The 14,976-nt window shown below is 63.7% G+C and carries 5 protein-coding genes; 2 read left to right on the forward strand and 3 right to left on the reverse strand.

Annotated features, from left to right (window positions below; all coding sequences use genetic code 11):
* Positions 1-498: 498 nt before the first annotated feature.
* Together lnbX and lnbY are read left to right on the forward strand one after the other, a co-directional pair.
* Positions 499-5,298 (forward strand): lacto-N-biosidase, encoded by a 4,800-nt coding sequence (gene lnbX / locus BLLJ_RS10055; RefSeq protein ID WP_013582888.1) that lies wholly within the window; start codon positions 499-501, stop codon positions 5,296-5,298.
* Positions 5,299-5,301: 3 nt separating this feature from the next.
* Positions 5,302-6,144 (forward strand): lacto-N-biosidase chaperone LnbY, encoded by an 843-nt coding sequence (lnbY, locus tag BLLJ_RS07765; RefSeq protein WP_013582889.1) that lies wholly within the window; start codon positions 5,302-5,304, stop codon positions 6,142-6,144.
* 162 nt (positions 6,145-6,306) lie between these two features.
* Here lnbY and BLLJ_RS07770 read toward each other — a convergent pair whose 3' ends face one another.
* From BLLJ_RS07770 to nrdD, 3 genes are all read right to left on the reverse strand, one after another.
* Positions 6,307-11,445 (reverse strand): acyl-CoA dehydratase activase-related protein, encoded by a 5,139-nt coding sequence (locus BLLJ_RS07770; protein WP_013582890.1) that lies wholly within the window; start codon positions 11,443-11,445, stop codon positions 6,307-6,309.
* A gap of 227 nt (positions 11,446-11,672) precedes the next feature.
* Entirely contained in the window at positions 11,673-12,401 is a 729-nt protein-coding gene (nrdG, locus tag BLLJ_RS07775; RefSeq protein WP_007052483.1) for an anaerobic ribonucleoside-triphosphate reductase activating protein, read from the reverse strand.
* Positions 12,402-12,548: 147 nt separating this feature from the next.
* Positions 12,549-14,957: an anaerobic ribonucleoside-triphosphate reductase gene (gene nrdD / locus BLLJ_RS07780; protein ID WP_007052482.1), complete on the reverse strand. Its 2,409-nt coding sequence runs from the start codon at positions 14,955-14,957 to the stop codon at positions 12,549-12,551.
* Positions 14,958-14,976 lie beyond the last annotated feature (19 nt).

The raw sequence follows: 14,976 nt of genomic DNA on the forward strand, positions 1-14,976 counted from the left end.
CCGATAACCGGCACGTCGCCGGACATCCGCCATATCACGCCGCAACGCCGCACCGCGCCGTCGCACCACACCGCGCCGCCACGCCCCCATCACCGCACGCCACGCCTCCGCAACGCCGCGCCACACCGTACGGCTTTGCCGTTATGCGCGATGTCGGATACACTCATTGATTTGTAAACCTTGTTTACAGAAACGTCCGGCAGAGAGGCCGGACCACACCATCAACCCACCATCAACCCACGGCGAACAGCCGGAATAAAAGAAAAACAACAGAAAACAACAGAACACGGAAAACAGCAACAACCCATACAAAACACCGGCAACCATAAGCACGTCGGAAGCACACCGGAACGCACACCGAAGCGCACCGGCGACCGCTCCGGTTCCACACCGAAACCACGCCGAAGGCCATACCGGAAACGGACCGAGGACATATCGGACACGCCCGGCACCCCACCGGCACGCCGGTGCGCCACAATCGAAAGGAAGGAAAGCGGCATGACATCCCGTCAGGGCAGACAAGCCATAGCCGCGACGGCCGCAATGGGCGTGGCCGTCGCGCTGGCGTTGCCGACCGCTGCGTTCGCGCAGTCAGCAACGCAAGGAAAGGAGACCGCTACGACCACGTCATCAGGCACCACCTACTACGTGTCGTCGGCACACGGCGACGACGCCAACGCGGGCACCAGCGAAAACGCGCCCTGGAAGTCCCTGACCAAGGTCAACGACATCGCCTCGGACCTCGGTCCGGGCGATTCGGTGCTGCTGGAATACGGCTCCGAATTCAACGACCAGTACCTGCACATCAAGGACACCGCCGGCAACGCCGACGCGCCGATCACGATCTCCGCCTACGGCGACGCCGACGAAGGCAAGCCGGTCATCGCGTCGAACGGCGTCAAAGGCAGCCAGTGGGAGCAGGACTACCGTGCCAACGTCGGCAACCACAAGAACAAGGGCACCGTCTCAACCACGCTGCTACTCAAGGACGTGTCGTACATCACCGTCTCCAACCTGGAGATCACCAACGACGACGCGGACGTCTACGATCCGATCGACACGTGGAAGTGGACCGACACCCCTGATTCCGACGGCACAAAACTCGACCGCAGCGCCTCGCGCATGGACCGCACCGGCGTGGCCGGCATCGCCGAGAACGGCGCGACGATGAGCAACGTGACGCTCGACAACCTTTACATCCACGACGTGGACGGCAACATCTACAACAAGCACATGGCCAACGGCGGCATCTACTTCATGGCCCACTACCCCATGGAGAACACGAGCGCCGAAACCGACGTCTGGCTCAGGGAGCACGTCTCACGCTTCGACCACGTCACCATCAGAAACAGCACCGTCAAGGACGTGGATCGTTGGGGCATCGCCGTCGGCTACACCGCCTACCTCAACTACATCGACGCGAACTACGGCGACGGCTCCATCGACGACGCCCTCATCGCGAAGTACGGTTCCACCAACGTGCGCATCGAGAACAACTACGTCAAGGGCGCCGGCGGCGACGCCATCACCCTGATGTACTGCGACCGCCCGGTCATCGAACACAATGTGGGCGACAGCGTCTCGAAGCACATCAACACGCAGGACTACACGCAGCCCGGCTCCTACGGCGGACGCGTGGCGGCCGGCATCTGGCCGTGGCGTTGCAAGGATCCAGTGTTCCAGTACAACGAGATGTACAACAACCTCAACGCCGAGCACGGCAACGGCGACGGCCAGGCGTGGGACGCCGACTACGGCGACGGCACGCTGTACCAGTACAACTACTCGTACGGCAACAGCTTCGCCTCGCTGATGATCTGCAACTGGTACGCGGTTAACACCACGTTCCGATACAATATCTCGCAGAACGACCGTCAGGGCGTGTTCGACCTGCCGTCGAACGGCCCCGGCAACCACATCTACAACAACACCGTCTACGTGGACGCCGACAGCCAGGTGCTGACTAAGCGTTCCAACTCGCAGTCCCTGTTCGAGAACAACATCTTCATCAACGCGACCAACACGAAGAAGACGGAGACCTGGAACCGCGGCAGCCAGAACGGCGGCCAGACGTACGACAACAACATGTACGTCAACTACGCGAACAAGCCCACCTCCGACGCCAACGCCATCGAGGCCGACGACGTGTCCGCAGTGCTTGCGGGCGCCGGTTCGGCTCCGACATCCGCCCTCAAGAGCGGCGCCGAGCATGCGCGCACCGGCGAGAAAGCCGCGTTCGACGGCTACCGTCCGGTCGCGGGCTCGAAGGCGATCAACGCCGGCAAGGTCGTCTCCGACCTCAACGACTACGCGGTGGAGAACGACTTCCTCGGCAACGCAGTCAAGGGCAGGCCCGATCTGGGCGCCGTGGAAAGCGACGTGGTGTCCGTCACGATGGCCTCCTCCAAGTACGAGACCGGAACCGAAACCGATTCCGGGACCGGTGACAAGACCAAGGTCATCCACGTGACCTTCACCGACAAGAACCCGGTGACCGTCAAGGAACTGCTCTCCAACGTGTCCGCCGACAAGGGCGTGGACAAGGCCGTGTACCGAGTCGCCGACGCCAAGTCCGGCAAGTCCGCCGACGCCAGGTCCGCCGAGTCCGAACCGAACATGCTCGACCGCCTGCTCTCCCTGCTCCCAGGCTCCGACCGGAACGCCAAGGACGACGAGACGAAGCTCGCCGACTCCGAACCGGTCCGCGATGGCGACATCCTGCGCTTCTCCGCCGAAGGCACGGACGAGACCGACGAGTACACGATCCGCCAGCGCATCACGTGGGATTGGGTCGCGGACTACGAGCAAGGCGTCGCCGACTTCGACTGGAAGGCGCAGCGCCGCACGTCCGCCGGCGGCGAGTGGACCACCATCTCCGCATACGACGGCTCGTGGCCGAACACCGTGTACGACCAGTACTACGGTGTCGGCGTCAACGGCACCCTCGCCGAACTCTCCGGCGACCGCAAGCAGACGCACGGCCTGCTGATCGACAAGCCCGGCGACGGCCTGCCCACGGCCATGGCGTGGAAGGCGCCGGAGTCCGGCACCGTCATGCTGTCGCTCAAGACGTTCGCCGACAAGATCGCTGAACCGTACCTGCGTCAGAACGCGGACAACGCCGGCAAGAAGGTCACATTGTCGCTGATGCGCAACGACGAGACGCTCTGTTCGGCCGACGACCTGTCCGTCTATCAGAAGTCCTCCGAACAGTTCGCGCAGTGCCTCGCCGAGCACGGTTCGATCGACGTGCAGGAAGGCGACTGGATCCGCATCGTCGCCGACGCCGAGACCGGAGTCAAGGCGCCGTCGCTGCACATCAGCCCGGTCATCACATATGAGGACAAGGCGCCCGCCGCGCCGAAGCAGAACGTGCGCTACGACGTCTCGTACGCCGCGACGGACGCCGTCGTCGGCACGCAGTCGGCCGTCGCCGCCGCGTTCACCGCGGACGGCGGCGAGGCCGACGCGCCGGACGGCGTCGCGTTCGCCTTCAAGGACGGCGGCGATGAGGGCGAGGCCTCGCCCGTCATCGACGCGTCCACCGGCGCCGTCACCTTCACGCCCGCCGCCGGACAGTACGGCGCGACCGTCACCCGCACCGTCGTCGTCACGTACGCGGACGGTTCGAGCGACGAGACGACCGTCACGTTCCGTGTCGCGCAATCGCACGCGCAGCGTCTCAACGTGCTGTACCCGACCGTGCGCGGCGACGCCGGCACGGACCTGAAGCGCACGCCGAAGTTCACGCTGAAGGCGGACGGCGCGGCCGCGTCTGTGCCGGAAGGCACGACGTTCGCGCTCGGCGCGAACGCGCCGGCCGGCGCGAGTGTCGACATGGCGAACGGCACGGTCACGCTGAACAGCGGGGTCGGCGGCACCGTCACCGTGCCCGTCACGGTGACGTTCGCCGACGACGGCGCCAGCGTCTCCTCCACCGCCCGCTTCGAGGTGACCGCGCCCGCCGCGCTCGGCTCGTCCGAGTTGGAGACCGCGACTGTCGACGGTGTGAACGTCGTCTACGCGCCGTTCTCCGCCGACAGTCCGATGACCGTCGCGCAGCTGCTCGCCAAGGTGACGGCCGAACCGTCCGGCGCCGATAAGGGCGTGTACCGTGACGGCGTGCGGTTGGAGGCCGGCGCAGAACTCGCCGAGAACGACGTGCTCCGCTTCTCCGCGAAAGGTTCCACCGTGTCCGACGACTACGTGGTGAAGTCGAAGACCACGTGGGATTGGGTGAACGACTTCCAGGTGCGCGTGCAGGGTCCGATCTGGTACGGGCAGCGTCAGACCGAGGCCGACGGCGTGTGGTCGGATATCGCCGACTTCGACGCGACGTATCCGAACTGGATGTACGAGACCTACTACGGTCCGGGCGTGGACTACGCGAACCACAGCCTGCCCACCGACCGCTCCGCCATCCATGGCCTGATCAGCGATTCGCCCGCGTCCGCTGGTGGCTCCGCCATGGCGTGGAAGGCGCCGAAGGCCGGCACGGTGAAGGTGTCCATCCGCGAGGACGAGCCGTACCTGCGCCAGGACGGCAGCAACGGCAAGGCGTTGACGCTTCGTCTCATGCACGACGACAAGGTGGTGTGCTTCGCCGACCTGACCGTCTCCAAGCAGCGTTCCGAGGAGTTCGCCAACTGCGTCGCCGACAAGGGCGAGATCGCGGTCGAGGCGGGCGATTGGATCCGCGTCACCGCGACGTCCGCGTCCGGCATGAACAAGCCGTCCGCGCACATCTCCCCGGTCATCGCCTACATGGCCGCCTCCACGCCGGGCCCCGAACCCGTTCCGGTGGACAAGTCCACGCTGAAGGCCACGGTCGAGGAGGCTCTGGGATTGGCCGAGTCGGACTACACGGATGAGTCGTGGGCCGCGCTCGTCGCCGCGCGCGACGCCGCGCAGACCGTGCTGGACGACGATGCCGCCACCGCCGAACAGGTCGAGACCGCGCAGAACGCACTGCGTGACGCCATCGACGGATTGGAGAAGAAGCCGGTCGATCCGGACCCGAACCCGAAACCGGATCCGAACCCCGATCCCGATCCGACGCCCGACCCGGACCCCGACCCCGGCCCCGACACCAAGCCGGGTGACGGTTCCGGCAACGGTTCCGGCACGGGCAACGGTTCCGGTTCCGGCAACGGTTCCACCGGTTCCGGCAGCGACGGCGCGACCACCGGCGGCAAGCTGACCGCCACCGGCGCCGACGTGGCCGGCGCGGCCGCGATGGTCGCGCTGACCGCGGCCGCCGGCATCGGACTGGCCGCCGCGGCCCGTCGCCGCAGGTGACCGATGCCACGTAGGCACCGGTTCGCCGCCGCCATCGCCGCAGTCGCGGTGGCGGCGGTCCTGCTCGTCACATTGACCGTCGCCGTCGTCACGCACGGCGACGGCGCCTTCGCGCCCGCAGGCACGCCTGCGGGCGCGGGCGCATCCGCCGGCATCGGCTCCGATACCGGCTCCAATGCAAGCGAGGATTCCGACATGTTCCCCACCATCGTCTTCGGCGACACCGTCATCGAACGCAAGGAGTACGTCGCGGCGCTCAAGGCGCAACACGGCGCGGCGCGGCTGTACTTTCGGCAGACGTACGGCGTCGACCCGGCCGAGGACGGCTGGGATAAGGCGCACGACGGCGAGGTCCCGTGCCGTTGGCTCGCGAGCCGTGCCATCGACGAACTGCGACGTCGGCACGCCGCGTACCTCATCGGCGTGGATCTCGGGCAGGTGGCCGACGACTCCTATGCGAGCATCGTCGCGCGCATGGAGGCCGTGAACAGCGGCAACGCGGAACTGAAATCGGACGGCGGCATCGTCTACGGCCGTACCGGCTTCGACATCGACAGCTACCTGAGCTACGAACTGTCCGCGTTGAAGAACGCCTATACGGGCGACGAGTCGAACCCCGGCATGAGCCTGTCCGACGACGAGGTGCGACGCTACTACGACGAGCACGACTGGACAAAGGACGGCGTCGACGGGAAGACTCCGCTGGACGAGGTGCGCGGCAACGTGAAGGCGCAGATGCGGTCGGAACGTTACGACGAGCTCGTGAGCCAGCGCGCCGAAGCGATCGACGTGACCGACCTGCCATGGGACGCGCTGTACCGGTTCACGGCAGGCAGGCTCGGGTAGGACGGGTGTGACCGGTGCCGGCCGAAAAGCACCAGAACGAATAAGGCGGGTGTCCCGTTCCATACGGAATGGGACACCCGCCTTGTCGTAGGCCGCAGACCGGTTTGCCCGGTCTGCGCCGGTCTGGTGCCGACCGGGCGTCGGTTGGACGTCGGTTTGAGGTCAGTCGGCGGCAGTGAAGCCCTGCGGCTCGTCGCCGTCGGCGAACTTCGCCTTGTGCGCCTTCTTCGCGGCCGCGATCATCAGCTTGATGCGGTTGAGCTGGTTCGCCTCGGAGGCGCCCGGATCGTAGTCGATGGACACGATGTTGGCCTCCGGGTGCAGGCGGCGGATCTTGCCGAACATGCCGCGGCCGGTCACATGGTTCGGCAGGCAGGCGAACGGCTGCGCGCAGATCACGTTCGGGCATCCCTGTTCGATAAGCTCGAGGATCTCGGCGGTGAGCAGCCAGCCTTCGCCGGCCTGCACGCCGATCGACGTGACCTCGGCAGCCTTCTCGACGAGTTCGGGCATCGGATCGTCTTGCTTGAACTTGCCGTGAGAGGTGGCGATGGCCGCCTTGATCGGCGCGTTGTAGCGGTCGAGGCTCCAACGCATGAGCGCGTACAACGTCTTGTTGCCGCCGGTGCCGAGATACTTCTCGTTCCAGTCGGTGATGTACGGGCGCGTGGTCATGAACTCCATGATGCCGGGCACCACGGCCTCGCAATCCTGCGATTCGATGACGTCGACGACATGGTTGTTCGCATCCGGCTGGTATTTGACGAGGATCTCGCCGACCACGCCGACGCGCACCTTGCGCGGCACGTCCTTCAACGGCAGAGCGTCGAAGCTCTTCACGATCTCTCGGGCGAGCACGGGGTACGGCAGGTAGCGGCGCTTGAGCCACGGGGTCTTCGCGGCCGTCTTCGAGAAGCCGTGGTGTTCGAGCGCCTCGCGCACGATCACGTCCCACTGCTCGTACAGGCGGTTCGCCGCGCCCTTCTCCACCTCGTACGGGCGCACGCGGTACAGGCACTTCATGAGCAGGTCGCCGAGGATCAGCGCCTTGACGGTGCGGTGCAGCAGCGCGGGCGTCACCTTGAAGCCCGGATTGTCCTCCAGGCCCTGCGTGGAGATCGCGATGACCGGGATCTGCGGGTAACCCGCGTCGATCAGGGCCTTGCGGATCAGGCCGAAGTAGTTGGTGGCTCGGCACATGCCGCCGGTCTGCGTAATCGCGAGACACACCTTGTCTGGATCGTATTTGCCTTCGAGAATCGCGTCGATGAGCTGTCCGATGACCATGATGGCCGGATAGCAGGCGTCGTTGTTCACGTATTTGAGGCCAGTCTCCACGTCTTCGCGCGAGGCGTGCTTGAGGATGTCGAACTTGTAGCCGCCGGAGCGGATCACCGATTCGACGAGGGAGAAGTGGATCGGGCTCATCTGCGGGGCGACGATCGTGTAGTCCTTCTTCATGTCCTTGACGAACTTCTCACGGTGCGCGTAACGGGACATGGTCGCGTTGTTGTGGCCGGACTTCGACTTCGCGGACTTCGACTTGGCGTTCGCGGCATCGTTCGTGGTGCCGTCGCCGAGCGCGGCGAGACGCACATCGGCGATGTCGCGCTTCGCGGCGCGCTTGGACGCGTCGCGCATCGCCTTGGTGAGCTTCGGGTTCGCGGCCATCGTCGCGTCGAGCAGGACCTGACGGCCCGGCGTGGGCGCCTTGGAGCCGGTCTTGCGGAATCCGGTGGACTTCGGCGCGTTCGCGGGGGCGGCGGCGTCGCTGCCGGCATCGGCCGCGTCCACGGGCCTGTCGGCGGCCTTAACCTTCGCTTCGGCGGCGGCGACGGCGGCCTGCGCTTCGGCGAGCGCGGCCTGCGCGGTGGCGAGATCGGATTCGGCCTGCTCCTGCGCCTTGCGGGCGGCGGCCTGCGCGGCGGCGTGAGCCGCGTTGCGCGGGGCGTCGGACTCGGCGGAACCGGACTCGTCGGACGTGGCGAGCGCGGCCTTGGCCATGCGCGCCTTGTTCGCCTCGCGTTCCTCGACGGCGGCCTTGAGCGAGCGCAGGCGGATCTTCGCCGCGCCGAGGTTGGAGACCTCGTCGATCTTGAGCAGCGTGTACACGTCGGCCTTGTCGGCGAGGATCTCGGCCACCTGGTCGGTGGTGATGGCGTCGAGGCCGCAGCCGAACGAGTTGAGCTGCACGAGTTCGAGGCCCGGATAGGAGGCGACGAAGTGCGCGGCCGCGTAGAGGCGCGAATGGTAGGCCCACTGGTTGGTGACGCGCAACGGCATGCGGTTGACGGTGACCTTGCGGTCGTCGACGTGGCGGAATCCGTTCGCGTTCTTCTTGCGCGGGTCCTCTTCGCCTTCGGACAGGAAGTCGGTCAGGTCGAGCTTCTCCCCCGGCTGCAGTTCGCAGATCGAATCCTCGGAGAGGACGACCATGCCGAGCGCGCAGATGGTTTCGGGGATGCCGTGGTTGATTTCCGGGTCGATGTGGTAGGGGCGTCCGGCAAGCACGATGCCGCGGCAGTCGTGCTCCTTCATGTAGGCGAGGGCTTTGAGGCCTTCCTGCTGGACGTCGTGTTTGAAGACCTTGTCTTCGGCGTAGGCGGCCTTGACAGCAGTTTCGGCCTCTTCGCGGCTGACGCTCGCCCATGCGAACTCCTCGACGATACGGTCGACCATGAGCTCGTGGTTGGCGAGGTTGAAGTACGGGTGCATGTAGCGCACGTCGGGGTCACGCAGTTCGGGCATGTTCGCGCCGACGACGAGCGGATAGTTGGCGACGACCGGGCAGTTGTAGTGGTTGTCCGTGTTGGGCACGAGGTTGTCCTCGTAACTGACGCACGGGTAGAAGATCGTCTTCATGCCCTTGTTGAGAAGCCATTTGATGTGGCCGTGCACGAGCTTGGCCGGGTAGCAGATGTTCTCGGAGGCGATCGATTCGATGCCGGTTTCGAACAGTTCGTGGCTGGAACGGCCGGAGATCATCACCTTGAAGCCCAGCGAGGTGAGCAGCGTGAACCAGAACGGGTAGTTCTCGTACATGTTGAGGGCGCGCGGGATGCCGATTTCGCCTCGGGTGGCGTTCTTGTCGGTGAGGCGGCGGTAGGCGAAGCAACGCTTGTACTTGTAGTCGTACAGGTTCGGACGGTCGGAGCGTTTCTTCTTGGCGTCGCCGCCGCGTTCGCAGCGGTTGCCGGTCACGAAGCGCGAGCCGTCGGAGAACGTGGTGATGGTGAGCTTGCAGTGGTTCTGGCACAGCTTGCACACGTCGCGTTCGGTGGTCATCGACATTTCGTTGAGGGCTTCGCCGGTGAGGATTGACGAGACGGTGTGGCGCACGCCGTCGACGACGATTTCGCCGGCGTGCGCGGCGGCGTTCGGCTCGTCGCCGGCGGCGGACTCCTCAGCCGCCGCCGCGTCGACGGAACGCCCGTCCGCGCCGACGTGCGCGTTGTCGTCGTCCGCGATGTCCTCGTAGTGCATGCGGGCGGTGAGGGCCGCGCCGAACGCGCCCATGAGGCCGGCGATGTTCGGTCGGGTGACTTCGCGTTCGGTGAGCAGTTCGAACGCGCGCAGCACGGCGTCGTTGAGGAACGTACCGCCCTGGACCACCACAGTGTCGCCGAGTTCGCCGGAATCGCGCAGCTTGATGACCTTGTACAGGGCGTTGCGCACCACGGAGTAGCACAGGCCGGCAGCGATGTCCTCGATGGAGGCGCCTTCCTTCTGCGCCTGCTTGACCGAGGAGTTCATGAACACGGTGCAACGCGAACCGAGGTCCACCGGATGGGTGGAAGCCAGAGCCTTTTGCGTGAATTCCTGAATCGTCAGGCCCATGGACATGGCGAAGGTCTGCAGGAACGAACCACAGCCGGACGAGCAGGCCTCGTTGACGGCGATTGAATCGATAACGCCATCGGTGATGGCCAAGTACTTCATATCCTGGCCGCCGATGTCGATGACGGCGGTGACGCCGGGGCTGACCATTTCGGCGCCACGATAGTGGGCCATGGTCTCCACCACGCCCTCGTCCAAGTGCAGGCCGGTGGTGATGAGGCCTTCGCCGTATCCGGTGGCGCAGGAGCGTGCGATCCACGCGCCTTCGGGCAGCTCAGACTGAATCTTCTTGACGATGTTGATGGCGGCGGTCAGCGGGCTGCCTTCGTTGTTGGCGTAGCTGGACCAGACGATTTCACGGTCGTCGTTGACGAGCGTGGCCTTGATGGTGGTGGAACCGGCGTCGATGCCCAGGAAGTGCGGGCCATGCGCGCCTTCGAGGGTGCCGATGTGGATGTGTTCCTTGTGGTGGCGCTTGTTGAAGTCCTCGCGGTCGGCCTCGGTGGGGAACAGCGGCGGCATGGTGGGCGTGTTGGAGGGCAGGTTCTTCAGCTCGTCCAAACGCTTCAGGATTTCGTCGCAGGTGTAGGCCTCGAAATGGTGGCCCTGATCGTCGGAATCCGTGTCGGCCTGCAATGCCGAACCGTAGGCCACATACAGGTGGGCGTCGGTCGGCACGATGAACTCGTCGACCTTGCCCTCAAGCGCGCGCTGGAATGCGGCGCGCAGCTCGGACATGAAGAACAACGGGCCGCCGAGGAAGATGACGGTGCCGTGAATCGGGCGTCCGGAAGCCAGGCCGGCGATGGTCTGCGTGGCCACTGCGGTGAAGATGGAGGCGGCCAAATCGGGCTTGGCGGCACCATCATTGATGAGCGGCTGCAAATCGGTTTTGGCGAACACACCACAACGCGAGGCGATTGGATACAGGTTCTCGTAGCTCTTGGCCATCTCGTTGAGGCCGGCGGCGTCGGTGTCGAGCAGCGTGGACATCTGGTCAATGAACGCGCCGGTACCACCTGCGCACGAACCGTTCATGCGTTGTTCGGGCGTGGGTTTCAGGTAGGTGATTTTGGCGTCCTCGCCGCCGAGCTCGATGATGACATCGGCCTGCGGGTATTCCTTGTCGATTGCCTCGGTTTCGGCGATGACCTCCTGAATGAAAGGCACATGCAGATTGTCAGCAAGCGCCAGACCGCCGGAACCGGTGATAGACAGGCGAATCGGTTCGTCGCCGCGTCCGAGGTCCACAAGCTTCTTGTGGATGTCGACCAACAGGCCGGCCACGGTGGCACGCACGTTGGCGTGGTGGCGTCGGTAATCGGAGAAGAGGGTGTCTCCCAGGGAATCGGACTGATCAAGCACCACGGCCTTGACGGTGGTGGAACCGATGTCCAATCCCACACGCAGGGGCTTCGGGTGTGAAGCGGGCTTTACGCTCGCGTCAGTGGCGATGTCAACCATGTGTTCCTCTTAATTCCGACTTCCGGGAGTGCACGCTTTGAGGCATCATGAACCGTTTCGGGACGGCTGGCAGATACCCTGCGGACGGCTTCGCCCGGCTACTTCTTATGGAATATTAGTCCGACCACCTGCCCAACATGGCACGAGGCGAGGCGATTTCGCTCACGGGAAGGCCTTTTCCCAACAGTTCCAACGATATTGCTGAGTGCGGCATTCCAGAACTGCTACTACGAGGCCTGTTGGCCTTCGCCGGCTTCGCGGTCTTTCAAATAGATTTCGGGGATATCTCGTTCTTGATCGTGGAGCTTGGCCCAGATGACCGGTTCGCCGGCTTCCAGAGACTTGGGCACATCGAGGATGCGCTGGTTTCTGGAGCCGCGGAATTGCAGCAGCGAGTCCTTCTGGTCTCTGAGGTAGCGGCCGTCGACGAGAATGTCGATGAGATGTAGCAATTCAAGCTTGTCTGGGGTTTCTCCGGGGCGCATGAGTTCTTCCCATGTGTAGCCGGTCCACGACCAGATATCTTTGGTATGACCGAATTCCTGGCGGATACGTTGTGCGAGCGGCACCAGCACGGGAGTGTTGAGGAATGGCTCGCCGCCAAGGAACGTAATGCCTTGCACCCATGGGGCTTTCAGATCTTCGATGATTTTGTCTTCAAGTTTTTGCGTGTATTCGTGGCCGGCTTGGAAATCCCAGATGGAGGCGTTGAAGCAGTCGACGCAGTGGAAGGGGCAACCGGAGACGTAAAGGGAGTTGCGCACGCCTTCTCCGTCGGTGACAATGAAGGTTTTGTAGTCGGCGATCATCCGCTTGGACATGCGCCGGCCATCCCATTGACCGGCTTTCGGATCGTTGGCAAGACCGTTGGAGGGTACGGAGGGGCCACGCCCGGTCTCGCCGGCCGCAAAGTCATGGCGCTTGGGTTCGGGCTTGGTCGTATGCAGCTCCGGCATGATTCCCTCCTTACGGAAAGCATTAGCTCCCGCTGGCGGGAGCTGTCCGTCATCAGACGGACTGAGGGTGGTCAACACCATAAAGGATGACCGCCCTCAGTCTCGCTTACGCTCTACAGCTCCCGTCAGCGGGAGCAAGTATAAACCCTACTTGGTCTCTTCGAACCACTCGCGAGTGGTTCCGTCATCCAGCGTCACACGACCGGTTTCGCCGCTCATGTGCTTGACTCGGTGGGCAATTTCCTCGTGACGGCCGTGCACCATCGGGCGCTGGACCGGGCTGCCGAGATAGCCGCAGGTGCGCTTGGTGACGTTGCACTTGTCCGGGTTGGAGTTACCGCACTCCGGGCACTTGAAGCCTTCCTCGGTCGGCTCGAAGTCGCCCTGGAAGCCGCACACGAAGCAGTGGTCGATCGGGGTGTTGGTACCCAGGTAGCCGATGCCGATGTTGTAGGCGTAATCCCACACGGCTTCGAGCGCCTTCGGGTTGTCCTGCAGGCACGGGTACTCGCAGTAGTTGATGAAGCCGCCGGAAGCGTAGTACGGGAAGTCCTTCTCGTAGCTGAGCTTCTCCATCGGAGTGGGCTGCAACCACACCGGGTAGTGGAAGGAGTTGGTGTAGAAGTCGTGATCAGTCACGCCTTCGATACGGCCGAACTTTTCACGGTCCATGCGGTTGAAGCGGTCGGTCAGGGATTCAGCCGGAGTGGAGTACACGGAATAGTGGTAACCCTCCGCTTTGCTCCACTGCTTGCACAGCTCGTTCATGCGCTTGACGATGGACAGCGCGAACTCCTTGCCTTCCGGATCCCAGCCGTGGTCGCGAATCCAGTTCTTGCCATAGAAGACCGCAGTGGTCTCGGCAAGGCCGATGTAGCCGAGCGACACGGTGGCACGCTCGTTCTTGAACAGCTGGTCCACGTTGTCGTTGGCACCAAGACGACCAAACGCACCAAAGCGGAACAGGGTCGGGGCGTTGACCGGGGTGGCTTCCTTGCAGCGCATGATGCGGAACTGGAGGGCCTGATGGGCGACTTCCATACGCTCGTCGAACAGCTTCCAGAAGCGAGCCTTGTCACCGTGGGATTCGATGGCGATACGCGGCACGTTGACGGTGACCACGCCGAGGTTCATACGGCCGTCTTCTTCATCCTTGCCGGTCTCCGGGTTGATCCAACCCTGCAGGAAGGAGCGGCAACCCATCGGAGCCTTGAAGGAGCCTGTGATCTTGACGATGTTCTCGTAGAACACCACATCCGGGTACATGCGCTTGGTGGCGGACTCGAGGGCAAGCTGCTTCAGATCGTAGTTCGGGTCACCCGGGTCGGCGTTCACGCCGTGCTTCACAGTAAAGACGAGCTTCGGGAAGATGGCGGTGTGGTGTTCCTTGCCGAGGCCGCGAATACGGTTCAGCAGGATTGCGCGCTGCACTTCACGAGAGAACCAGTCGGTGCCGAGACCAAAGCCGACAGTCACGAACGGGGTCTGGCCGTTGGACACACGGTTGGAGTTGATCTGGTATTCCATGGTCTGCATGGCATCATAGATGGCCTTGCGGGTACGAATCTTGGCGAGGATTTCACGCTCTTGCTCAAGTTCGTCAACGTCGGTGTGGAACGGGGTGTCCATCGGCAGCGGTTCACGGGAACCGAAATGCAGCTTGGCGGGCTCGTTCTTCTTGGCGCTCTCGACCTGACGACGGGCGAATTCAACCGGCATGCCGTCGGGGATGGTCTCACGAGCTTCCTCAAGGAACTTCTCGTAATCCTTCTTGGCATACTGGGCAAGATGCTCGTCGGCACGGTTGGCGGTCTGGCCACCATACTGGCTGGAGGCCACGTCCTTCATGATCTGGGTAATCTGGGTGGCCGCAATGGCGATGGACTTCGGGGAAGCCATCGGAGCGTTGCCAAGAGTGAAGCCATTGGCCAACATGTCCCAGAAGTTCGGCAAGGAGCAGTTGGACTGGGCAGTGAACGGCGAATAGTCGGCATCGTGGAAGTGAATGTCGCCCTTCATGTGGGCGTTGGACACCGCCGGCGGCAGCATGTTGAACGCGGCGGCCTTGGACACGGCACCGGCCAGCAGATCACGCTGGGTGGAGTAGACGTTGGAATCCTTGTTCGCGTTCTCGTGAATCAGGGTCGGGTCATGATTAATGAAGCGAGCAACGGCCTCGTTGACATCAGTGGCCTTGGCACGCTGAATGTCTTTGTCGAGACGGTAATTGGTGTAGGCGCGAGCCACATCGTACAGGTGGGCGTCAATGAGGGCGTGCTCCACGAGATTCTGGATGTCCTCGATTTTGGCGGGGCCGGTGTAACGCCCCTTGATTTCGCCTTCGACTTGGTTGGCGAAACCACGGATCATGGCATCTTCTTCGGGGCCGACTTCCTTGTTCAGGTCGCCGAAAGCAGACTTGACCGCAGAGATGATGTTGATGGGGTCGAAGTCGACCACACGACCATCACGCTTCTCAACGAGCACGGTGGAGGCCTTGGCGGCCACCTTGGTCTCGTTATCGGTGACGGTTTCCTCCAGCACCTGTGCGCCCATCGGGCACCCCTTTCCTATA

Source organism: Bifidobacterium longum subsp. longum JCM 1217 (assembly GCF_000196555.1).
Classification (GTDB): domain Bacteria; phylum Actinomycetota; class Actinomycetes; order Actinomycetales; family Bifidobacteriaceae; genus Bifidobacterium; species Bifidobacterium longum.

Excerpts from the sequence above, each read along its gene's own strand:
- lnbX (WP_013582888.1), top strand. The coding sequence starts at position 499 with ATGACATCCCGTCAGGGCAGACAAGCCATAGCCGCGACGGCCGCAATG.
- lnbY (WP_013582889.1), top strand. The coding sequence starts at position 5,302 with ATGCCACGTAGGCACCGGTTCGCCGCCGCCATCGCCGCAGTCGCGGTG.
- nrdG (WP_007052483.1), bottom strand. The coding sequence starts at position 12,401 with ATGCCGGAGCTGCATACGACCAAGCCCGAACCCAAGCGCCATGACTTT.
- nrdD (WP_007052482.1), bottom strand. The coding sequence starts at position 14,957 with ATGGGCGCACAGGTGCTGGAGGAAACCGTCACCGATAACGAGACCAAG.
- BLLJ_RS07770 (WP_013582890.1), bottom strand. The coding sequence starts at position 11,445 with ATGGTTGACATCGCCACTGACGCGAGCGTAAAGCCCGCTTCACACCCG.